18 protein-coding genes are annotated in these 22,326 nt (G+C 67.4%); 12 read left to right on the forward strand and 6 right to left on the reverse strand.

Annotated elements, in window-relative coordinates:
• Positions 1–535: 535 nt before the first annotated feature.
• Positions 536–2,968 carry a DEAD/DEAH box helicase gene (locus tag SCNRRL3882_RS00005; protein WP_010049001.1) on the forward strand — a complete coding sequence of 811 codons (2,433 nt, stop codon included), beginning with the start codon at positions 536–538 and terminating at the stop codon, positions 2,966–2,968.
• Between the two features lie 518 nt (positions 2,969–3,486).
• Here SCNRRL3882_RS00005 and SCNRRL3882_RS00010 read toward each other — a convergent pair.
• Positions 3,487–5,136 (reverse strand): hypothetical protein, encoded by a 1,650-nt coding sequence (locus SCNRRL3882_RS00010; protein WP_158688490.1) that lies wholly within the window; start codon positions 5,134–5,136, stop codon positions 3,487–3,489.
• An 850-nt stretch (positions 5,137–5,986) separates the two neighbouring features.
• On the opposite strand from SCNRRL3882_RS00010, the gene SCNRRL3882_RS00015 reads away from it, so the two are divergent.
• The 8 genes from SCNRRL3882_RS00015 to SCNRRL3882_RS00050 all read left to right on the forward strand — a co-directional run bounded on the left by SCNRRL3882_RS00015 (position 5,987) and on the right by SCNRRL3882_RS00050 (position 12,992).
• The gene (locus tag SCNRRL3882_RS00015) at positions 5,987–6,373 is read left to right on the forward strand and encodes a phosphoribulokinase (RefSeq protein WP_158688491.1); all 387 of its coding nucleotides are present in this window, start codon (positions 5,987–5,989) and stop codon (positions 6,371–6,373) included.
• Positions 6,374–6,507: 134 nt separating this feature from the next.
• On the forward strand, positions 6,508–7,086 hold the full coding sequence (locus SCNRRL3882_RS00020; RefSeq protein WP_158688492.1) for a hypothetical protein: 579 nt from the start codon (positions 6,508–6,510) through the stop codon (positions 7,084–7,086).
• A gap of 509 nt (positions 7,087–7,595) precedes the next feature.
• Positions 7,596–8,129 carry a Pycsar system effector family protein gene (locus tag SCNRRL3882_RS00025; protein ID WP_010049008.1) on the forward strand — a complete coding sequence of 178 codons (534 nt, stop codon included), beginning with the start codon at positions 7,596–7,598 and terminating at the stop codon, positions 8,127–8,129.
• 113 nt (positions 8,130–8,242) lie between these two features.
• Positions 8,243–8,812, forward strand: a complete 570-nt coding sequence (locus tag SCNRRL3882_RS00030) for a Crp/Fnr family transcriptional regulator (RefSeq protein WP_010049010.1) — start codon at positions 8,243–8,245, stop codon at positions 8,810–8,812.
• 169 nt (positions 8,813–8,981) lie between these two features.
• Positions 8,982–9,737 (forward strand): hypothetical protein, encoded by a 756-nt coding sequence (locus SCNRRL3882_RS00035; RefSeq protein WP_050810353.1) that lies wholly within the window; start codon positions 8,982–8,984, stop codon positions 9,735–9,737.
• Positions 9,734–11,761, forward strand: a complete 2,028-nt coding sequence (locus SCNRRL3882_RS00040) for a hypothetical protein (protein ID WP_010049014.1) — start codon at positions 9,734–9,736, stop codon at positions 11,759–11,761. The genes SCNRRL3882_RS00035 and SCNRRL3882_RS00040 overlap by 4 nt, the downstream gene beginning before the upstream one ends.
• A complete protein-coding gene (locus SCNRRL3882_RS00045; protein ID WP_029181815.1) occupies positions 11,758–12,522 on the forward strand; it encodes a hypothetical protein in 765 nt (254 codons plus the stop codon). The genes SCNRRL3882_RS00040 and SCNRRL3882_RS00045 overlap by 4 nt, the downstream gene beginning before the upstream one ends.
• Positions 12,519–12,992 (forward strand): hypothetical protein, encoded by a 474-nt coding sequence (locus SCNRRL3882_RS00050; protein ID WP_158688493.1) that lies wholly within the window; start codon positions 12,519–12,521, stop codon positions 12,990–12,992. Before SCNRRL3882_RS00045 ends, SCNRRL3882_RS00050 begins: the two co-directional genes overlap by 4 nt.
• Before the next feature lie 509 nt (positions 12,993–13,501).
• On the opposite strand, the gene SCNRRL3882_RS40605 is transcribed toward SCNRRL3882_RS00050, so the two are convergent.
• Positions 13,502–13,873, reverse strand: coding sequence for a hypothetical protein (locus tag SCNRRL3882_RS40605; protein WP_158688494.1), 372 nt, complete (start codon positions 13,871–13,873; stop codon positions 13,502–13,504).
• Complete coding sequence (locus tag SCNRRL3882_RS00055) at positions 13,873–14,424, reverse strand: hypothetical protein (RefSeq protein ID WP_010049020.1); 552 nt, start codon at positions 14,422–14,424, stop codon at positions 13,873–13,875. Before SCNRRL3882_RS00055 ends, SCNRRL3882_RS40605 begins: the two co-directional genes overlap by 1 nt.
• Positions 14,425–15,305: 881 nt before the next feature.
• On the opposite strand from SCNRRL3882_RS00055, the gene SCNRRL3882_RS00065 reads away from it, so the two are divergent.
• The gene (locus SCNRRL3882_RS00065) at positions 15,306–17,432 is read left to right on the forward strand and encodes a tetratricopeptide repeat protein (protein WP_202458425.1); all 2,127 of its coding nucleotides are present in this window, start codon (positions 15,306–15,308) and stop codon (positions 17,430–17,432) included.
• Positions 17,433–17,453: 21 nt separating this feature from the next.
• On the opposite strand, the gene SCNRRL3882_RS00070 is transcribed toward SCNRRL3882_RS00065, so the two are convergent.
• Positions 17,454–19,220 (reverse strand): helix-turn-helix domain-containing protein, encoded by a 1,767-nt coding sequence (locus SCNRRL3882_RS00070; RefSeq protein ID WP_010049024.1) that lies wholly within the window; start codon positions 19,218–19,220, stop codon positions 17,454–17,456.
• A gap of 1,228 nt (positions 19,221–20,448) precedes the next feature.
• On the opposite strand from SCNRRL3882_RS00070, the gene SCNRRL3882_RS00075 reads away from it, so the two are divergent.
• Together SCNRRL3882_RS00075 and SCNRRL3882_RS42340 are read left to right on the forward strand one after the other, a co-directional pair.
• On the forward strand, positions 20,449–21,165 hold the full coding sequence (locus tag SCNRRL3882_RS00075; protein WP_010049025.1) for a thermonuclease family protein: 717 nt from the start codon (positions 20,449–20,451) through the stop codon (positions 21,163–21,165).
• Positions 21,162–21,320 carry a hypothetical protein gene (locus tag SCNRRL3882_RS42340; protein ID WP_010049026.1) on the forward strand — a complete coding sequence of 53 codons (159 nt, stop codon included), beginning with the start codon at positions 21,162–21,164 and terminating at the stop codon, positions 21,318–21,320. The genes SCNRRL3882_RS00075 and SCNRRL3882_RS42340 overlap by 4 nt, the downstream gene beginning before the upstream one ends.
• A gap of 102 nt (positions 21,321–21,422) precedes the next feature.
• Here SCNRRL3882_RS42340 and SCNRRL3882_RS00080 read toward each other — a convergent pair whose 3' ends face one another.
• On the reverse strand, positions 21,423–21,710 hold the full coding sequence (locus SCNRRL3882_RS00080; protein WP_010049028.1) for a hypothetical protein: 288 nt from the start codon (positions 21,708–21,710) through the stop codon (positions 21,423–21,425).
• 330 nt (positions 21,711–22,040) lie between these two features.
• Positions 22,041–22,220 carry a hypothetical protein gene (locus SCNRRL3882_RS00085; protein WP_029181817.1) on the reverse strand — a complete coding sequence of 60 codons (180 nt, stop codon included), beginning with the start codon at positions 22,218–22,220 and terminating at the stop codon, positions 22,041–22,043.
• Positions 22,221–22,326: the final 106 nt, after the last annotated feature.

A 22,326-nucleotide genomic window follows, 5' to 3' on the forward strand; every position in this document is an offset into this window, starting at 1 on the left:
CCCCATCGCTGCGCGATGGGCAAGCGAACACCCGTGCTCCGCACGGGTGTTGCGCTCGTGCTCCGCACGAGCGTCACCTGCCTTGCTGCGCAAGGCAGGTGACGCTCCGTCCGCTGCGCTCCCGGAGCTCTGCGGCCTGCGGCCTCGTGAGGGCGGCTTACGCTGCGCTCCAGCCACCCCGTGGCTCGATGCGCCACGCAGGCCGGCCCCGCTGCGCGGTGCGGCCAACGGGCCTTCGGCCCGAGCAGCGAGGGGAGGTGCCCTGCATCAGGTGATGCAGCATTTGTACCGAAGTATTTGACGCTCGTCAGGTTCTTCCTATGACGGTGCGTCATTTTTGAGGGGGTGCATTGTCCCATACTGCTGGGGCGGGATGGGCGTCTTCGAGGTTCGGGTGCAGAGCCCGTCGGGCATGAGCCATGCTCACTTATAGCGTGTGATGGGCTTGGCCTCTGGGGCCTTGCATCATAAATTTCTCCTGTAGAGATTCTACTCTGAGGGCCTACTGCCCCCGTAGATCGGAAGGCGGGATCTCGTGCCCAGGAAGCAGCGGCTCCGTCCTCATCAGGTCGAGGCAGTTGACGCAGTGGTCCGTGCGCTCGGGTCTCCGATGAGCAGAGGGCTCGCGGACACAGCGGTGCGTGCGCAGGTGATCGCGCCTCCAGGGGCAGGGAAGAGCCTTATCGCGGTCTATGCCGCCCAGGGGCTCCGTGCCGAACAGGTGCTGGTTCTGGTGCCCACACTCGATCTGCTGGGTCAGATGGTGGGTGTATGGCGTGCCGGCGGCCGGGGTGGTCGGTTGTTCGGGGTGTGTTCCGAACGGGAGCAGGCCGCTGTAGGGGTGCGGTGCACCACGGATGTTAATGAGTTGGCAGGGTGGCTCGCCCATGAGGGCCGGGTGACGGTGTTCGCCACGTATGCGGCTGCCGGGCTGGGTGTGCTGGAGCGTGCTCATGCGGCCGGTGTGGGTCGGTGGGATCTGATGGTGGTGGATGAGGCCCACCGGACGGCGGGGGTATTGGGGAAGCCGTGGGCTGTGGTGCATGACGATCGGCGGTTGCCGGCGGTGCGGCGGTTGTACATGACGGCGACTCCACGATTGTGGGAGGTGCCTGGGGTTGAGGGGGCGCCGACCGATGGGGCGGGACGGCTGGTGGCGTCGATGGACGATGAGGAGATCTTCGGGCCGGTGGTGTACCGGCTGACGATGTCGGAGGCGATCGAGCGGGGGTTGATCGCGCAGTACCAGGTGGTCTGTGTGGACATCGCTGACTCGCAGCTGTCGGCGGTGCAGTTGGTGGGTGCGCAGGCGTATACGGATGAGGTGCGGGGGGTGCGGTTGGCGGCCTTGCAGACGGCGGTTTTGAAGACTGCTGCGGAGCACCGGTTGCGGCGGGTGCTGACGTTTCATCATCGTACGAGTGAGGCGGAGGCTTTCGCCGGCGGGCTGGGGCGGGTGGCCGCGTCGCTGTGGGAGGCCGATGCGGCCTCGTTCGTGGAGCCGGGGGCGGTGTGGGCGGACTGGCTGTGCGGGGAGCATCGGGCGGTGCACCGGCGGCAGGTGCTGGAGACCTTTTCCGCTGGGGTGGTGAAGGATGCCGTGATGGAGTTGTGCGTGCTGTCGTCGGCGCGTGTGCTCGGCGAGGGGGTCGATACCGCGGCGTGTGATGCGGTGGTGTTCGTGGATGCGCGGGGCTCGACGCCTGATGTGGTGCAGGCCGTGGGCCGGGCGCTGCGGATGCAGCCTGGGGAGGGCAAGGTGGCCTCGCTGGTGGTGCCGGTTTTCCTGGAGCCGGGTGAGGAGCCGGACGAGATGCTGGCCTCGCGGTCGTACACGCATCTGGTGAAGGTGCTGACCGCGCTGCGCGCGCACGATGCCGAGGCCGTCGAGCAGCTCGCCGTCCCCCAGGCCCCCGGCCGGCAGGCTCCCTCGGTCACGGGCGGGACGGCGGGTGGGGTGGTCAGTGGGGCGGCGCAGGGGCTGTTGCAGTTCTCCACGGCCCGGGACCCGGTGCAGTTGGCGGCGTTCATCCGGGCGCGTGTGCTGCGGCCCGAGGGCGAGTACTGGCGGCGGGGGCTGCAGGCCGCGACCGCCTACGCCGCCGATCACGGGCACCTGCGGATCCCATACGGGTATACCGCCCCCGACGGCTTCGCACTGGGGGTATGGATCGCCAAACAGCGCATCGCCTACCGTCAGGGCACCCTGGCCGAGGAACGGGTGAGGGAACTGGACGCAGCCGGAATGGTGTGGTCCCACCGCGAGGTGGCCTTCTCCGAAGGCCTGGACGCCGCACGCCGCTGGGCGGCGGAGCACGGGCACCTCCTTGCCCCCGCCGAGGCAACCTGGCAGGGCTACCCCGTGGGGATCTGGCTGCGTGACCAGCGTGCCGCCGCACGACGAGAACGAGCGGTGCAGAACGGTCCCGACGGGGGCCGGGCATCGGGAAAGCGTGACGGAGCGCGGCGGTGGCGGGAACTGGAGGCGATCGATCCCGCTTGGTGCCCGGTCTGGGACATCGCCTGGCAGCGGTGCTTTTACCTCGCCCGCGCCCATGTGAACGGCGGCGGGAAACTGCCCACTGAGCCCGGGGAGCTCGTCGTCCAGGGCGAGGACCTCGGGCGCTGGGCCGGCGCCCAGCGCACTGTTGCCGTATGGGACGGCTTGCTGCCCGCGCAGCAGTGGCTGCTCACCGAGGTACTGCACTTGGCGCCGGGCGAGGGGCAGCCTCAGACAGGCCCTGCCCCGGGCAGGACGCGGGCGCAGATGTGGGCCGACAACCTCGCCGCAGCCCGCCAGTACCAGCAGCGGGAAGGGGACCTGAACGTCCCTCGCCAGCACGTGGAGACCGTGGACGGCGACGACCGTGCGCTGGGAGTGTTCATCGCCAATTGCCGTGCACGTAAACAGCGCCTGGCCCCTGAGCGGGTGCGGGAGCTCAGTGACGCCGGGATGAAGTGGGCCTGAGCCCCGGGTATGAGGTGACCGGGGCATGGTCGGGCGTGGGGGCAAGGTCAGCGGCGGAAGCCTCGGCGTGGGTTTCGGGCCTCCCTCTTGTTGAAGGGTGTCGAACCAGGCGAGCAGGCGGAGGTCTTCCATTCCCAGGCCCTGGTTCGTCGGGCTGTCTGGGTCCTCGATGCCGGTAAGGGATGCGCCGAAGAGCATCGGGACGTCGTGGTCTTGGAAGAGAAGTTCGGAGCAACTGTCCCACGTGCAGTCGTCCTCGTGCTCGGGCAGTGCGTGGTGTTTCCGCCCGTTCGCCGAATGGGGCGTCCTTCGCGCTGCCCGGCGCCGAGCAGACAACCCGCGCAATCGCAGGCGATAAACCCGGTGCCGTCAACGATCACCCTCGAAATACTGGTCGCCTACGGATGAGGTCAAGGTCGTCGTCGCCCACTCCGAGCGCGCGACCCTGCGGGCCCGACTGGTGTGAGTGCGGTCTGACGCATCGAGCAGCAACTTCCAGTCGGGTCGAACTCCTGGCCTCAGGGGACGTCGGGCGCGGTCTCGAGAGCCATCTGTACCTCCGCGGTGAGCGGGTGACCGATGCCGAGCACCCGGACACAATCCTCGGTTAGTTCGGCGAGACGCTGATCGCGATCTCGCGGGCTACCGCGGGACACGTATAACAGGCGGGCCCTGAGCGTCACTTCGTGGTCCGGTCCAAGCAGTCGACGGGCGTCCGCATACAAGCTCTCAGGGGTGGCATCCACGACCGGACGGCTGCCGCCGACGTCCGTATCGCCGGTCTTCAACAGGGCGAGCCGGATGCGCAGCATGCTGAGGCTGTCCCAACCCATGGAAGCGTTCGCCGTCGCCAGGAGTTCGTGACCGATTTCCTGAGCCTCGGTGACAGCGCCCTCGTCGTGTAGCGATTCGACATACGTGAGTTTGATCTTCACTGCTTCGGGGTGCAGGTACCCGAGAATGCGGTCAGCCTCCGCTGCATTGACGCGGGCGATGTCGACCATCTCTGACAAGCGCTTCGACCCGCGCAGCACGGAAATTAGCGCCGCCCGGGCCCACAGCACCCGCTGGTGATCTGCGCCGAACCGCCCTTCGGTGTCCTCCACCAGATTGACGGCGCAGTCAGTAGCCTCCGCCGTCTCACCGCAGCGGATCAGGCCCTCGACGACGCTGGCTCGCACCCACAGAACTATCGGGTGGTGCGGGCCCAACAGCTCAGACAGACCGGGGATCTCATGACGGAGGTAGTGGACCGCGGAGTTCCAGCCCCTGACTTGGGCGGCCGCGTACAGCGCGTCGATCCGGGCCAGGCTGAGGTCCAGCGCGTCCACAGCCGGATCGCCTTCCCAACGAGTGAGCAGCCTGTTGGCGTGGTGCCAGGCGCCAGTCCAGTCGCCGGCGGTGCCTACCCAGTAGACGAGCCGCCGCTCAGTCAGACGTGTGTAAGGCGAGTCGGGGCCGAGCATCTGGCGGGAGTCTTCACGAACGGCTTTGGTCAGCCGGACCGCTTCCCTCATTCGACCCGCCTCCCCGGCCCAGTAAGCCGCGGCCTGCCGAGCGGCGAGCGTGCCTAGATGGTCACCGCCGAGCCGCTGGGCGCAGCGCTGGACGAGCTCGTTGGCTTGCGAGGCGGCCGCCTCCGGACGGCCCGAGCGTCCCAGATGCCGGATCGCCGTGGCCAGCTCCCCGATCTCCGGGTTGCGGGCGGGCCAGAGTTGCTCCACTGGGGCCAGCCGCACCAGTCCTGCAGCGTCGCCCTCCCCTGAGCCGTCGTCGTCTTGTTCGTCGCCCCAGCAATTGGCGATGGGGCGGGCGGTCTTCGACAGGGACTCTGAGACCAGCATCGACCACCTGCGGGCCCACCGGTCTGCGTCCCTCCAGTCAGCGGGCAATGCGACGCCTCGCTCATCGGCGGCCTTCAGGCAGACCGCGACGAACGTCATGACGCGGGGACGGTCGGCGACAGATACATCGCCGTTCTTGAGCATACGGTGAGTGGTGGTGCGAGCAAGCACCTGCATGCCTGTCGAGCCGAGGGAATTAAGCCGCCTTCCCTCGTGGAACTGCCGCTGCGACAGTTGCTCGATGCGCTCGTACGAAAGGCCAGCCAGGCGCTTCATGGCGCAGAGGTCGTCCATGAACGACATCAGCATTCTCGTGCGGTGCATGTCCCCCATTGGCCACGTCCCCCGGTCTCTGCCCTGCACCTGTTCCGCATTAGCTCTTCCCCGGATAGGTATCGGGCTACGCGGTCAGGGCGTTCCGAAACATCCCAACATGGGGCTCTGACCGCCGAGATGCTGGGCTGTCGCCGCACAAGTGCCGGGGGGTTGGTCGAAGCGGTGAGAAGGCAGTGACTCCCGCTTCGCCTGCACTCTCCCGATAACTGCCCCGAGCGGCGGCATCCGTGAGCTGCCCGGGGCATCCTGACACGTCCCGGCGACAGCACCGGATATCTGGGCCATCCGGGGCTGTCCCAAGCCGCGTGCGGATGGTGGGACAGCGGCAGATTGAGGGCGGGGAGTCGGGTGCAGCTTGGAGGGCAAGATCGTGGATACGTGGAATCTGTTGCTGATCATCGCGGCTGCGGTTTGTGCAACCGCCCGTCTCGTAGCGTTGACCTGTGGGTTTCTACGGGTGCTGCGGGGCTCCCGGCCAGCGGACCGGGTCGAGCTGTTCGCCTGCTTCACTGCTGCCATCAGCGGCGCCCGTTCACTACGCCGTCGATCAGGATCGTCTTGAACACACTGGGCCCCTGTGGGACGTTGGTGCCACCGGGCGGCCGCGGTGAAGAGGTGGATCTTGTCGAGTGCTATGGAACCGCTGGCAAGCGTGCACCTCAGAGGCTGCGCGTGCATCTCCCGGGAGATGCACGAGTCCGCCGTACGGATCGCGGGCGCTGTACATGGCCCCTCTGGCCGACCGGATTTCGTACTGGCCATCGACGGTTCGTCCGGAGCTGGGAAGACGACGTTGGCTGCGTGCATCGCAGCCCAGTCCGGGGCCGACGTGTTTCACATGGACGACATCTATCCGGGCTGGACGGGCTTGGAGCAGGGTGCCCAGTACCTCGTCGATTGGATACTGCGCCCACTGTCGGAGTCCCGCCCGGCAATCTGGCGCAGATACGACTGGTACACGGGGGAATTCGCCGAGACCCACACGATCAGTCCCGGCGGACCGCTGATCGTAGAGGGCGTCGGTTCGTACAGCCTGCAGTCGGCGCCGTACCTTCACTCCACGATCTGGGTGGAGGCAAACACGCCGCAGCGCCGCGCACGCGTGGAATCCAGGGATGGTCTCTCCACGGCCCAGATGTGGCCACTGTGGGCAGCACAGGAGGAGACGTTCCACCGCAAGCACAGGACACGGGAAGCGGCGGACTTCCTGATCCAGAATCCCTGATCGTCTCCCTGTACAGCACCGTTCTGACCTCCGGCGCCGCCAGCCTGATCGGCCCTCGGGACGTCCGACACCAGGAGGCCGGCTGTATCCCGCGCCGCTCAGTCGAAGCGTGGTCGCCATCGGCTGGAGCGACCATGGTGAGAAGACACGGCCGGCTACGCCGACCAACTGGCCGAGACCGCGGCGAAGAGGCATCCACCTACATCCTGATCCGCGCCGTGTTGTACCCGGGCGGTATCACCGACCTCAATCTCCTGGAGTTCGACGCACGCAGCGCGACCACCGCCTTCCCCGCGCAGTACCTGTGGGGCCCCGGGTTCGTGAGGAAACCCTCGTCTGGTGACCATCAGGCCGAGTCCGATCTGTGCGACTACCTCCTCCAGACCGTCCTCGTCCGAGTTCATGAGGGCCACATCGGCCTGCCCGTGTATCCGGGCGTCGAGACCGCGGTCGATGCGCAACGCGGCACCTGGCACGCGTTGCGCGTCGACCGCGGTCTCGACGCCCTCGCCCACCTCCGGGCCCTCGCAGACGCCGCGGCGGGACGCGCAGAGGAAGCGGAATGCCAGGTGTGCCCTGTGGATACGCTCGCGACCGAGGACCTTGCGGCAGTTCTGAAGGCAGCGCGCGGCGCAGGCGCGGACACAACGCCATTGCACGTCCCGGACGTGCGCACGCCCTTCGCGCACTGGCTTGCGGGTTCGGCGACCTGACAAGGCGTACGGCTACAGACGATGTCACCTCCACACGCTGAGCCGTTGCGCCTCCCACGGGCCCGGGCGCCAGCCGGGTGGCCCCCAGACGACGATCTGCGGGGCGAGGTCGGGCACTTCACCAACCGGTTCGTCACCGCCTTGCACACTCCGCAGCAGCGGGAGATCTTCCTCAAAGCCCCCAGACCAGGCACCGGCTACCAGGACCACAAAGGCGGAAGGGTGAGGGCATCGTCCGCGTGCGCCCGGTGGGGTGCGGGGTGTCGCGGTGAAGGCTGCTGGGGGGCGACCGTGGCCGGTAGTGGGCCGACGTCAGGACACCGCAGGTACCGGAGGGTGCACCTGAGGTGTCACTGACCGTCGAGTGGTGCTGCTTGACCGGGGGACGCGCTGTGGCTGTGACGGGTTCAGCATGCGCGGTGCCCTGCAGTGGGCGCTTCGGCTGACGGGGTTCGTGCACGGTGAACGGGTACGGAAAGCGGCGGCGCAGGGCCTGAAGGAGGAGCTACGTGCCTGACATCGGCGAGGACTTCGGTTCGACGGGCCTGGTGGGCCGTGGCTGGCTTGAGGCCAAGGCTGCTGAGATGTTCACCGAGGTGCAGCGGGCGGACACTAAGGCGGCGGCCTTGTGTGGCGTGGCTGGTGGTTTGCTGGCCGTCGACGCTGCAGCTGTGTCGGCTCTGCCCAGTGCTGGGGCTTTGTTGACCGCTGTCCTGGCGGGCGTTGCCGTTTTACTTGGCCTATCGCTTATAGCGGCTTTGTCCGCGATTCGTCCCGTTCTGCCGCGGGGCGGCCGGCTCAGGGTTTTCGCGCGGGAGGCTGTGGACTGCAGCCGGTCCGAGGAGGTCTTGTCGGCCGTGGCGGCCATGAGCGTTGACGGGCCTGCGCGAGCCGAGGCCGAACGACTGGCGCTGTTCACGGCTTTGGCGGGCCGGAAGTTCCGCACTGTCAGGCGGGCTGCCGATCTCATTGCAGCCGCCGTTACGTTGGCCGGAATTGGGTTGTTGATCGCTTACACGCCGCTTGAGAGTATCGCGGCGTGACGGCCGCCACACTCGGGGGAAGTATGTATCAGCCGCATGCTGCGGTCATCGGTGAGCGTTTATGGTCCCGGTTACGTGACTTGGCCCCTGTTCGTATGCGTCCGGCCAGAAGTGTGCTGCTGCGGCAGGGGGATCCCGGCACGCATGTCATCCTGCTGGCTTCCGGATCCACCCTGGTGACCCTGACCGGGCTGCACGGGGAGCGGACGCTGCTGGCGGTGCGCGGCGCAGGAGAGCTGCTGGGCGAGCTGGCCGTCCTGGACGACCAGCCGCGCACCGCGTCGGTCATCGCTGCGGAGGACTGCCGGGTGCACGTCATCCCGGCCGTTGACTTTCTTGGCTTCGTCGACTCGCACGGGCTGCTGACTCCGCTGCTGCGTCACGCCATCGCCCGGGTCCGCGAAGCGGAGACGGTACGGCTCGAGCTGGCCACCGCGCCGGTTCCTGTGCGTCTGGCCTCGGCTCTGGGCCGCCTCATGCATGCCGCATCCGCAGGCCACGCCGAGCACGTGGTGCGTCTGACCCAGACAGAGCTGTCACAGATGATCGGCGCGTCCCGCAATGCCGTGGGAACGGCGCTCAAACCGTGGCGCGAGCGGGGGTGGCTGGCCACGGAGGCTGCCGGCGGGCTCCTCATCCGCGACCTCACCTCCATCCAGTCACACGCGCACGCCCACAGGTGACCGACCACACCGGCACCGTGCCCACTGCTGGGCACCACCTGGGCCCGGGCACGGCCAGCATGGGCGCCACCGCAACTTCCCGCGACCCAAAGGCCGGTGACCCGTGACTTCTCCTGTCCCGCCCGACGCTGTCGATGTACCGCCGGAGCACGCCCTCCTGGTCGTCGACATGAAGGAATACAGCCAGATCCCCGAGGCGAAGATGGCGCCCACCCGCACCGATCTGGACGACATCTTGGCCACCGTGTTCGCACAGAGCCGGATCGAAAGCATCACCCCGCTCGACAGTGCCTACAAGGACCGGGGGGACGGTGCCATCTTCGTGCTGCCCGCCCGGCACGCAGCGCGGCTGGTCGATCCCTTCCTCGGCCACCTCGGCCAGGCGCTCGAGCGCTACGACCAGACGCGGCTGGCCAGCGCCCCTCGGATCCGGCTGCGGGCGAGCGTGCACGTCGGGCCGCTGACACCGCCGGAGCACCGCGGTGACGCCGCCGTCGATGCCTGCCGGCTCGTCGACAGTGACGCAGTCCGCGACGCCCTGGCCGCTGCGATGGACCATGGCGCCCTCTTGGCTGCTGCCGTGTCGGACGCCGTGTTCCGCCGTACCGTACGCGCCGGCCGCACGCCCGCTCTCACGGAACGCCAGTTCCTCAAGGCCACTGCCCGCGTGGACGGCAAGCCCGGCTTCGAGGAGACATGCTGGCTGTTCGTCCCGGGGCTGGTGCCCTCCGTGATCAGTGCCTACCTCGCCAGGAGTGGCGATGCAGCACCACGCGAGCCGCTGGATTCCGCCGCGCAGCAGGCCGCGAAGGGCCGGGAGGCCAAGGAGCGCAAGTCCAGTGTGAGGCAGAAGGGGAAAGCCAGCGGCAAGGCGCGGCTGGTGCAGGTCGGCGGCGACTACATCACCGGTCAGGAGCAGTCATGAGCGGGCCGGACATCATCGAGGCGGTGCCCGTCCAGCAGGCCGAGGCGTCCGGCCGCGCACGCGTGACGCAGGTCGGTCGCGACTACGAGGAACACCACCACCGGTACGTGCGCGGCTGGGAGTACCTGCGCGGGGTCGGGATGGCTGACCGCGAGATGGACCTCGTGGAGAACGCGTTTGTCGATGCCCTGGGCAGCAACGGTTCCGGGCAGGTGGCGCACGCCGTGAGTATGCTGAACCGTCCGCACGGCAGGCGCCACGTGCTGGTGCTGCTCGGGGAGACGGGCACGGGCCGGCGCGCAGCCGCGCTGCGCGTGCTGCACAGTGTGGGGGTGCCCCGGGAACGGATCCGCTGGCTGGTCCTGGACTGGGACCGGCCGCGCACGGAGCAGCTTCCCCACACCAAGGGGCACGGGTTCGTCTTGGATCTGACGGCCTGCCGTGGGCTGGACGAGGGCTTCTACACCGGGCTCGCCGACTACCAGCAGGAAGCCGAAGCAGCCGAAGCCTTCCTGGTTATCCTGGCGACCCCGGAAGGCTGGAATCCCGGGACGCTGGCGACCGTGCCCAGTGTGCGCATGATCCGCCCGCCGGCGACCGAGATCGCCAAGGCCCACCTGCGGCACCTCGCAGCCGACCGGGTGGACTGGCTGTCCAGTGCTCCCCTGGACGCGCTGCTCGCCCAATCGGCTGAGCCGTCCGACGCCGCTCGTCTGGCCCTGCTGGTCGCTCAGGCTGGCGAAGACAACCGGGACGCGGTCAAGCAGGAGTTCACCGACTGGCAGGACCATCTGCAGAAGTGGTTCGAAAAGCATTCGAATCCGGAAGACCTGCGTGAGCGAGCGCTCCTGATTGCCGCCGCCCTGCTGGAAGGTGTGCCGGCTGACGTCGTGCTGGATGCTGCGGACCGGCTCTTCGCGGAGGTCGGCGGCGTTCTGCCGCCTGGTGGCGCGCTGGCCGGCCGGGGCCTGGACGAACGGCTCCACGCCATCAAGGCCTCACAGGACGACGACGAGGCGCTCTCGCTCGAGGCCCGGCAGCACGGACTGCCCGAAGCGGTCCTGAAGTACGTGTGGCGGCAGCGGCCGCAGCTGCGCCGGGTACTGCTGCAGTGGGCCTCGCACATCAGCGCACCCAACGGGGTCGCCGTACGCCATCTGCGTCGCATCGCCGACTGCCTGGTGCAGCTGTCCTTGCTGCCCGGCGGCTCGGTGGTGCAGTTGGTGGCGAGCGACTGGATCGCCACGGGCCGCTCCGCGCACAGGGAGCTGGCCGTTGAGGTCCTGGAAACAATGGCGCTCCACCCGGTGACGGGCGCAGGTGTCCGCAAGCAGCTGTACGACTGGGCCCATCAAAAGGGCACCAGCAAGGAACTCGCCACGGCAGTCGCCGATATCTGCGCCGGCCGTCTGGGACAGACGTATCCGCGCATCGCGCTGACCCGGCTGCGTCTGCTGGCCTCGCGCAGCGACGGCCTGGCCCGCGAGGCGGTAGCCGAGGCGGTACGCCGTCTGGCGAGCACTCCTGAACAGCGCATCCTGGTGCTGTCGGAAATCGTCGGCTGGGCCGAGGCCGCCGACAGCGATGTCCGCGAGGCCGGAACAGACACGTTTCTCGCCCTCACCGACATCGCCTGCGACACCCTTCTCCCGGTGCTCGCAGCGCGGGAAACAGGCGAAGACGCCGCCGACACGCTCGCCGGTGAGTTGTTCGTCCGCGGCTGGCGGGCAGCACTGCAGGACCCCAATGCGGCTGGGACGGCCCATGCGCGTCTGGCCGCATGGCTGGACTCCCCCCGGTTGTCCGACGACCAGGTCCTGCCTCTGGCAGCGGCGGTGCTGCACGGCCATCTCGGCCAGCGGGGCGCAGCCGAACTGCTGGTTGGCTCCTCCGGCAGTTCTGACCTGGGCAGGATGCGGCGCAGGCTGCTGCTCGACCTGCTGATCTCCCAGCACACGGCCTCCCCCGCGGAGCCCGGATCCGCCGCAGAGCCCGGCAACGACGCCATCGTCACGGCCGCGTGAGCATCCTCCCCTGGCGCCGCACAACCGCAACTGCCGCCCTCGATGCGGCCGAGACCCAAGGGGCACATCCGCTCGTCATGAACGACGAGCGGATGGCCAGCTGCATCACCAGCGTCTTCTTCACCGTGCGCGTCGACGGTGCATGGCGCCGGACGCACGCCGATCCGGCAGATCACCACGACCCTGCCGCGCTCGCGCGCCACCACCTGCGCCAGCAGGCCACCCGCCTGCTGTGCCAGTACTCCGTCCTCGATCTCGGCGCAGCCCAGGACGCAGCCAACACCGCCCTGATGCGGTGGAGCCACCCCATCCCCGGCCTGGAGGTAGCTGGCTCGGTTCAGCTGACCGCCACGGCACGCGACCGTGACTTGGCCGCCGAACATGCGCGCCGGCAACAAACTTTGGACCTGGAGGACGCGCTGCAGATGCGCCGTCTGGCCCATCTGCAGCGCGTGCTCGCCGACCCAGACCTGAGAAGGGTGTGGTGGATCGCCGAATTCCCCGACCGACTCAGCGAGCTCAAGGAACTGACAGACGCACTAGAAGGTCTGCCGCTGCCGCATGACCCCGCACAGGACGATCTGCGCGGCGACATCAGGCACTTCACCGACCGGTTTATCACCGCTCTGCACACCCCACAGCAGCGCGAGATCTTCCTACAAGCCCTCACCCAGACCCTGCACGCCCTGGGTCACCACGACCTCAAAGACACCGCCGCCCGCTGGCAGCAACGCGACGACCCCGGGAGCACGCCGACATGAATTACCGCACCACACGATGGCTTTTGGCACCTCTGCGGCAACTGCGCACCCGCCGGCTCATGGCCCAGCACGGACCGGCCCTGCCGTATGACACCGCATGGGCCCTGATCACCCTGCACACCGCGCCCGACGAAACCGCCCTCGTCCGCGCCTGGGCCAACGAACACCCCGGCACTCCAGGAGTACACCACGATTACTGGCACAAACTGAGCAGCACAGAACAACGCCGCCGCCGCGCATGGCTGCAGCGCCACGGCCACTCCCCCATCCAGCTCCTCGGCCTGGACCCGCTCCTCGTCCACAGCACGGGCCTGCACGTCCTCGACTGGGGGCGGCCGCCAGAGCCCGGTAACACCTTCGGCGACGAGCAGGTGAGCGGTGTCCTCAGCAAGGAGCCGGCACCACGGGGCGGCGACGGCATCAGCCGCGACGGCGAGGAGGGATCACGGCGAGCAGACGGCCGTAGGTGACGTATCGGCCTGCTGCCGACGATCGCGCCGACCAGGTGCACGGCATTGATGCGCAACGAGGCGCGGCTGGAACCGTACAAGCGCAATGAGGTTCTGAGCAGGTGTCTTCTTCCGCACGGCGGCAACCGGTGAGGTGGTGCGGCGGATCAGCCAGCCGGCAGGCAGTCGTGGGGAGTCGGGCCAAGCCCTGGCAGGGGCTGCCAACTGCCGGGGTGTTAGCGCCACACCCGACGACCCGGCAGCGCGTGGGTCTTGCGGCATCGACCCGGGGCGCCAGCAGGCACCGGCCGACCGCAACGAAGCTGGCGGCCGCGGTCGCCGCCACGGGTCTCTTCGCGCGCTACCACCTACCCGAGCACGCCCGCGCCGCATCCGCCGCTCTCATGACGGAGTAGCGAGACCAGTCGGCACGCTGTAGATCATTCACGGGACAGACAGTTATCGGCACTGCATGTCAGCACCGGAGGCCAGCCATCCTGCCACGCGAGCGGTTCTGAATGAGCGGACGGTCAGTCGTGACGGGCAGGGCCGTGCTGGATCACGGCCACTGTACAAGCTAAAAGCAGGCTGACACTGAGGGAGATCACCGCTCCTACTGCGCCTTGCAGCACGCCGCCAATCGTGGTGCAAAGGGTGACCGCAGACGTCGTGATGGCAGTGCGGCGGTGCGGAGCGGAGCGGGCGCTGCCAGCAAGACGGGAACGACGGTGGCGGGGACGCCATGTGCGATGGGGGTGACGCGTGGCGAGTTGGGTTTCAACGGCGTCTAGTGCGTGTTCGAAGCGTCGGTCGAGATCGTCATCGGCGCGGACGTCGTGCTTGAGCCTTACGTAGGATCGGTAGAGCCGGACGACGAGATCATCATTGGTCTTGATCGTCATTAGCGCTTCCCCCTCACGTCGGCGAAGAACGACTCGAGCACGCTGAGATCGTGGTTCGCTCCTGCCAAGTTAGCGAGTTTTTCCCTCTCGCGTTCTCGGTTCTCGAAAACGGCTGCTCCCATGACCGCTGCGACGTTTTCATTGGCGAGGAGATCGAGAAGCTTCGCCTGGTATGCCCGCCGGTCGTCAAGGGGCAGTTCATCCAGCACCTGCAGGCCTTCGCGCAGCGCGAGGTACTTGCCCTTGAAGTAGGCGTCGAACACTTGCACCAGGGAGTAGTCGGCGTCCCGCGTGTCAACGCCAGCGTCGATGCGCTCTTGGACGATGCCGTCCGCCCTCTCGCGCAGGGCACGGTAGCCGCGGAGGCTGTGGGGCTCAGAGAAGGCCAAAATCCAGGCTTCGTCGGCGACTTTGCGGGGGTCGAGGTGCAGGGCTGCACACTTGACGAACAGGTAGAACTGCAGAGGAACGACGAGACTCTTGTACTGCAGCCGCATATGTGTGCGTTGAGGGTCGTCGTCGCGGCGCTGCTCGGCCCGCCGGCGGCTCAAGGCCAGGCCTCCTTCGGTTGTGCACCAGGCTGTTGAGGGGTTTCTGCCTGTCAGGCAGCGGGCCTTCGTCGGCCAGACTCGGACCCTACACGTCCCACCTGGTGGCCGTGACCTTTCCGATGTCACACTCCGTGATCAGGTGAACATCGGTCCTCGTGAGTGGTTGCACAGCACGGTCACCGTCCACTATGACCCCTTGCCTGGGGGTGGAAATGGGAGGGGTGACAGGGCAGATTTAGCGGAAGTATTTGATGGAGCATCACCCGACGACTAGCAATGGCCAACGAACGTGTATGCGGAACGGGATATTCATATCGCATTGGGGGGCGTGTGTTAGCTGAGTCGATCGCGGCCTTAGCGACGGCAGGTGGCCTGGCGGTCGTACAGGCCGCAGGCACCGATGCCTGGAGAAGTGTTCGAGAGCGCGCTGCCCAGATGCTGGGCGGAGGGGACTCCGAGCAGCATCAGGCTGAGCTGATCCGTCTCGATCAAACGGAAGCCGGCGTGACAGGCGAGGGAGACCTCGAGCGACAACGCCTCTACTGGCAAGGTGTATGGCAGACACGCTGGGAGGTGTTCCTGCAGACTCTGCGTCCGGATGAGCGTGAGCAGGTCGTCACCGAACTGCGTGAGCTCGTTGCATCTGCCGGTACGTCACCTCAGCTGCCCGGGCACCAGGCCGGTGCGGGCGGCCTGGTGGCGGGAGGCGATGTGTCGGTGACAGCGGAGGGTGGCTCGGTGGCAGGTGGCGTGGTTCGAGTAGACGGCGGGGTTCACCTCACGCCCCCTTTTCCCCACCGGCCGCAACCGTAATTCCTGTCCCCACCGCAGGCTCGACGGCCCAGGTGATCGCTCAGCTCGGCTCCGTGGCGGCCGGGAGAATGGACGTCGCCCAGTTGGTGGTGTCCGCAGCGACGCCGGGTGAGCGGACGGCTGTGACCGTGGCACCACCAGTGGCGGAACGCGATCAGCGCTACCCACTGCGAGGGCGGGAGCAGTTGGTTGAGAAGCTCCTGCATCTGTGCGCGGGACGCAGCGATGGCCGTATGCACGTGCTGCACGGAATCAGCGGCAGCGGCAAGACGGCCATCGCCCTGGAGCTGGTGTATCGGCTCTCCAGGACTGGCCCTCGTCGGGTGTGGTGGGTGGATGCCCGCCACGCGGCAACGTTTGTAGCCGGGATGCGGGTGGTGGCGCGGCACACGGGTCTGGACGAGGACGAGGTCGGCGAGGCCGCTGCAGATGCTTTATGGGAGAGGCTGAATGCCTCGACTCGGCCCTGGCTGCTGATCGTGGACAATGCGGAAGATCTCACCGTGCTGGACGGCCCCGGCCGGCTGGCCGCGGGGACAGGTTGGCTGCGCCCGCATGCCTGTAACGACGGGATGGTCGTGGTGGCCACCCGTTACGGGGTGGCTCGCTGGTGGGGCGGGGCCGCAGTTCTGCACCCAGTGGGCCCCCTGGCGCCCGACGATGCTGCGCAGGTTCTACTGGACCACGCTGGTAATCACGCCGGGACGGTGCAGGCGGCCAAGGCACTGGGGAGACGGCTGGGCGGCCTGCCTTTGGCGCTGTCGATGGCCGGCTCCTATCTGGCGGAAGTCAACACGATGCCGGAAGCCCTCAGGGAAGCGGGCATGCCCCTGGACTTCGCCACCTACCACCAGGTACTCAACAAGCACGGCAGCAGCCTCAATCCGGCGCGGGTGATCGCCCATGCCTGGCAGATGTCGATCGAGTTGCTGCATCAGATGGGTTTCGCTCACGCAGGACGGCTGCTGACGGTGCTGTCCGCCTTCGGTGAGGCGCCGATTCCATACACGCTGCTGCTGCGGCCGGCGAAAGTGTCGGCCGTCCTGCCTGGCCTTGCCGATCTGGACGGAACGACACTGTGGCGCACGCTGCGCGAACTTGCCGCACTGGGGTTAGTAGATCCTCTAGACCTATCCGCAACAAATGGAGGGCTGCCCTGCGTGAGACTGCATCCGCTGATTCGGGACATCGCCCGTGCCGAGACCACCACCGCTGTCACGCTGATAGAGCAAGCCCTGCGGCTGGACGAGGTACGCCTCCCCCCGGAAGACCCAAAGTCCTGGTCCGCATGGGCGGCCTTGACACCGCACGCACTCGATCTGCTGCAACACGCCGGAGACGGTCTCCCCCAATTGTCCGTCCCTCAGCGGACAGTCTGCGCCGATGCTGCGGAACTCGCCGCCCGCTACCTCCAGACCCAGGGACTGTTCGCCCAAGCCCGGAGCGGCTTCAAACGGGTGCTGGACATTCGCTGTGAGGTGCTAGGTCCGGATCATGTGGAGACCATCACCACCCGACACAATCTCGCCTCCATCCTGCACGACCTAGGCGCACTGCACGACGCTGAACCCTTGCGACTGCAGGTGTGGAGCTCCCTGGATCGCATCTGCGGCACGGAACATCACGACACGCTCATCGCCCGCCATGAGCTCGGCAGGCTTCTGCACGACATGGGGCGTCTGGACGGGGCCGAAGACCATCTGCGATGCGTCTACCGGGCGCGGTTGCGCACCGGAGGACAGCAGGACTCGAACGCGCTCGCAGCGCGACACGAGCTGGCACGCGTCCTGCACGACCGGGGCGATCTGGAGGCAGCCCGGCAGGAATACCATGCGCTGCTCACGATCCGGCTGCAGCAGTTCGGCGAAGACCATCCCAGCACCGCCACCACTCGCCACAATCACGCCTGCGTCCTGCACGACCTGGGTCTGATGCAACAGGCTCACGACGAATGCCGACGTGTCCTGGATTCCAGGACACGTCTCTACGGGTTCTGTCACCCCAAAACGCTGGCGACGGCTCATCTCCTGGCGACGGTGCTGCAGGCGCTGTCGCGCAGCACCGAGGCACTGCAGCTGCTACAGCAGGTCTGCGACTCCGCCCGCCAGCTGCTGGGCGCCGACCATCCCCAGACCCGTCGCTACACACATGCCCTTGCGGCTTTCACCCGGGGGCGCTCCAGCAAGGAGGAATGACTGCGACCGCATGCGGCAGGGTCAGGCGCCAGCCTGCTGCTCTCTGACCACGGCGGTGATGGTGCGCACGCTGGCCACAGTGCGACTGGCCCCGGCATCACGCAGCATCCGAGCCTGCCGTGTCGTGGCGGCGACACCAACGAACGGGATACCCGCCGTCTGGGCAGCCAGCGCATCGGCGATCGACTCCCCCATCAGCAGCACGCGGGCGTGCGGAGCCTTCAGAGCCGCGGTCGCCTGCGACAACCCGTGCGGGTTGGGTTTCATCAGCTCTGGATCACCGGGGCGGCCGAAGACAGCGATCCGGCCGGGCGGGATGTCGGTCGGCAGCCGCTCAAGGAAAACGTTCACCGCGTCGGAGGCGTGGTCGGTGACCACGGCCAAGCGCCGAGGGCTGTCCGCCAAGGCACGCAGCAGCTGACTCACTCCCGGAAGCGGAGCGACGTGTCGCGCGGCTTCCATCTCGAATTGCGACAGCAGTCGGTCCAACTGGTTGATCTGAGCTGGTGTGCCATGGCGTACCAGAGCGCGCAACATGCCGACCGGATCGGTTGGGGTTTGCGGTGGCAAGACCAGCTGCAGCGACTGCGCTCCGCTCAGCAGGCGTTCTGAAACGGTCTGCAGATTGCGGCCGAACAGCCGACAGAGCAGTCCGTCGAAGCTGAACAGCACGGCCTCCGATTGGGCGAGGAGGTCGTGGAGGTCGGACTGCTGCATGTGGCCAGCCAGGGCTCGCTCGTTGACCTGGACGAAAGCCTGTACGGCGGGGTAGCACGCGTCATACCAAGGCCGGTAAGCGGCGCAATGTTTGGCGCCCTGCTCCGAGATGCGGTACTCCGCCTGTGCGGCATCCTTTCCGGTGGTTCGTCGCTCGAGCAGTTGGGCCGGGATCATGGCGAGTTGCTCGCTGGTTGCGTTCAGTTGCCCGGTCGAGAGCCAGCCGCCCAGCGGCCGCAACGCGTGGAAGAGGGCGATGGCACGCCAGGCGTCCAGGGGCAGCATGCACCGGAAGAAGGTGTCCAAGTTCTGCGGAAGAGCATCGATGACCTCACGGATTTTGCGCCCCTCAGCCTGGGCGGCCGCCTGCCCTTTGGCCTGTTCCTCGGCGGTGGCACCGTAGTTCGCTGCAGCATCGAACTTCGCCTTGCGCCGCCGCATCCCCCTCAGCCGAGCGATCTCGTGACCCACGATGCGAGCAATCGTCAAAGGCGACCGACGATACAGACCGGCCAGCGCGATAATCTCGTCGTCACCCGGATCGGGCTTGTCTAGATTTTTCGGCTGCAAGTAAAAGGACAGCAGGCAGGACAGCGGCTCACGCACCTCGTCCAAGCGCTGTGACAGAAGCGGAGCCCGGCGCAAATGCTCCTCCACCTCACCCGCAGTGATCGCAAACAGTTCCGCCAGCTCGCTCATGAGATTGAACTTGTGCGCCGGCACGATGCCCTCGTTCTCCAGACGTCGATACGTCCGCAAGGACAGACTCAACGCTCTGCTGACGTCTGCGGCTCGCAGCCCGTGAGCGCGCCGCAGATCGGCCAAGGTCCATGCCTGGGCCCGGCTGGCGTCTGACAGTTGCAGCGGCTCGATCCCTAAGGCCTGCGCCAGATCTCGGATCCGCCGCGGATCAGGTCTGACCAATCCGTTTTCATACGCGAGCACTTGGGACTTGGTGGCGTCGATACGCCGCGCCAGCGCCTCAGCGCTGATCCCCCGCCCGTCCTCAGCTGCGGCCCGTGCCTGGCGCAGCCTTGCCCCGTCGAACATGTCGGCGAGCCCTCGTGCCATTCCGACCTCCCAACACCACGGTAGGTGCAGTTTAGTGACACCCCATCACGATGCAGCGCCAAGATTTTTGGGGCCAGCTGTGACCCGTGAACAGCCATGTTGGCAATCAAGCGGGCGAAGGGCTGTAGAGTTTGGCCTTAGGCCTTCACTATGAGGGCTCACCACCCATGGGCCCAGAAGCCGTATCCCACCAGATTCGGCTCCCAGACCCTTGGACACATAAGGAGAGGGCCCCGCATCTTCCGACCCTGCCTAGGACGAAGAGACGCGAGGCCCTTGGGGCGAGGGTTCCACGCACCTGGCGACCGGTGACTACCGGAAGCCGCTGGACTGGCCTCCAGCTGGTGCTTGGTCACCCTCCTTCGGGGCTGGCAGCCCCGTCGGAGATGACGCCATCTCCTGCGCTCCCTTCCTTGGCTGCATTTTCGAAGGTGCTCAGCCAGGGAGGGGGCGCACGTCACACCCTATCGGTGAGCAAACCCACTCCGCGCACCGGGTCCCTGGTTACCTACGGACACATCGAGCCGGTCCACGAAACCGCAGGCAGCGCAACCGCTGTGGCCACGCATCTCACCCAACGCACGCACCCCACAGCTCAGTTACTGTGAGTTACCCCACAAGGTGGGGGTAGGCACGTCTCCTTGCGACGCCGATCGGGCAGGCGGACGGCGCCCGCGGCGTCTCCGCGAACGCCCGCCTCACCTCCCCGGCCGGGCGGCGTGCAGGGTCCGGCGGTCGTGGATGCCGCCGGTCCACCTCCACAAGACGTTGTCTGGGACGATCCTTCAGGCCAGCGCCCGAGCACTCCGCAACCAGCCTCCTCCTCTGCTTCACCGGCAGCGTGATACCGCGGTCCGCGGCTGCGCCCCGCCGCCCTCGCTATCAAACTCCGGTGAGGCGTCCTGCGCACCCTCTGCATCTGCGCCGCCCTCGGCCTGGGCGCCGCCGTTTGCCCCGGCATCTGACCCGGCGGCCAGCGAAGCGAAACTTTTGCCCATCAGCTTGGGCCAGCGCGAGGAAGGAGAACGGGGGTCTGCTGTCGTCCCCACGACAGCAGACCCCACCGGCCGAGGCCGAAAGCCTCAATTCCGGCCGCGGGGCCGAAAAGGGCTCAACGAGCGAACTTCACGCGCCGCTTCACTATCTGTACAGAAAATGCTCCTACCCTGTAACGCTGAGTGAAAGTCCGTTCCGGCGTTCATGCCTACCGTGAGGGAGCCGCATCGCCATGCCCATGTTGCTGATCACGGGTTCGTACCACATCCTCAACGGCCGGTCAGACGGAGACACCATCCACTTCAAGCCCGACAAGAAGGCGGAGTGGGACCTCGTCCCCGGCCCCCACAAGGTCGAGCACAACACCTCCGGCAAAGCCAAGCTACGGCTGGACGCCATCGACACACTGGAGACGCACTACACACGCAACGGCAACCCCGAGGTCCACCAGCCGTGGCTCCACGGTCGTGCCGCACGGGACGCGCTGACGAACTGGCTCGGCTTCACCACCGTCGACCGCGCGCCGGACGAGACCGTCACCGCCGCCACCCCCACCACCCGACCCGGCTGGATCCTCACCCGCGGCGCGGGCCGCGACAAGCGCTGCATCGCCCTCGCCGGCAAGGGCACACCCCCGGGCACCAGCGGCACGCAAATCAACGTCGACGAGGCGCTGCTGCACACCACGTTCAACCACTACATCCTCAAAGAGGGCCTGGCCTACCCGACGTACTACACCAACCTCTTCCCCGACCTGCGCGGCGAGCTGACCGCCGCGGTGCGCCAGGCACAAGAGGAGAACAAGGGCCTGTGGAGGGACGACGACACGCTCGACGGCGCGACCGTCACCGACATCGACTCCCTCCAGGACGACGCCGTGATCCTGCCCAAGCTGTTCCGGCGGCTGGTGAACACCTGTACCTCGGCGACCCCAACAACCCGGACTTGACCGGCTTTCCCGCCTTCCTCGACCAGGCCGCGGACGAGTTCTGGATCATCTCCACGGGCCACTCCACCACCGGCCTCGACGCCATCGTCGAGGTCATCGACAGCAAGGTGCGGATGACCCACCCGCCCGAGGACCTCGTCTTCGCCGAGAACTGAACCAGGAGCGCCATAACCCCTGCCGTGAATTCTCGCGCCCCGGGAAGAGTTGGAGCGGGAGGTGGACGCTGAACTGGACGCGGTCAGCTCCCTGGCCCCCGCTCACGCCACCGTGACGCGGCTCGGAGTGACCGGGGGAACCCGACTCTCCAGTTCGGCGGCGCGGGTGCGGACGTCGTCGGGTGTGCGCAGGTCAGTGTCCCCACTTCTCGGACGCTCGGTCGGCGATGCGTGCCCGTTGCGCGCGGTACAGGACGTACGCGGGTCGGCCTCCCATTCGGCGTCGCCCAGGGACGCCAGGAGGTAGCCAGTGCGGCGCGCAAGGTCGGTGTGCAGGCTGGTCGGCTTCACCTTGCAGCGGATGCCGTCGGTGAGAACCGTGACCTGCACGTAGGTGTCTCCAGGCTGGGAGGCCTCGACGCGGTACCGGTAGCCGGAGCGGTCGCAGGCGACGTACTCCTGACCGGGCTCACCTGGCCGAGGTGAAGGGCGTATTCCTCGTATGCGAAGTGCTTGCTGTGCACCATGTAGTGGTAAGGCCGGTCGTTGCGCGAGGACCGGATGTGCCGCGCTCCCGGAAGGCCGGAGCCGTGCCCTGCGGCCCGGGTCTTAGTCATGATCACATGCGGCTTGGGGAGTGACGGCACGGCTTGATCCTTCCTGGATGTGTGCGGGGGCGGGTGCACCTCTTGGGTGCACCCGCCCCCGGATGCAGAGGACCTACTGGAGGGTGCTGACCGTGACGTCTTCGGGCAGGGCGGCCTGGAACTCCTCGACGCTGCCGAAGGCGCGGGAGGTGATCTCCTCCTCGATGCCAGCGTCGATCACCGGCTTGGCGATCTTGCCGAGGATGCTGCGGAAGTACTCCGGCGTCTTGATTGTGTCGGTGGGAAGCAGCAACGCCTGACGGTGAGTTCGGGGAACGCTTGAGGCGGCTCGGCCGCAGAAATATCGGTGAGTTCTAGCAACACGAGAGCCCGGCAGGGGCTGAGCCCGGTCTCGGTGT

Source organism: Streptomyces chartreusis NRRL 3882, from assembly GCF_900236475.1.
GTDB lineage: Bacteria > Actinomycetota > Actinomycetes > Streptomycetales > Streptomycetaceae > Streptomyces > Streptomyces chartreusis_D.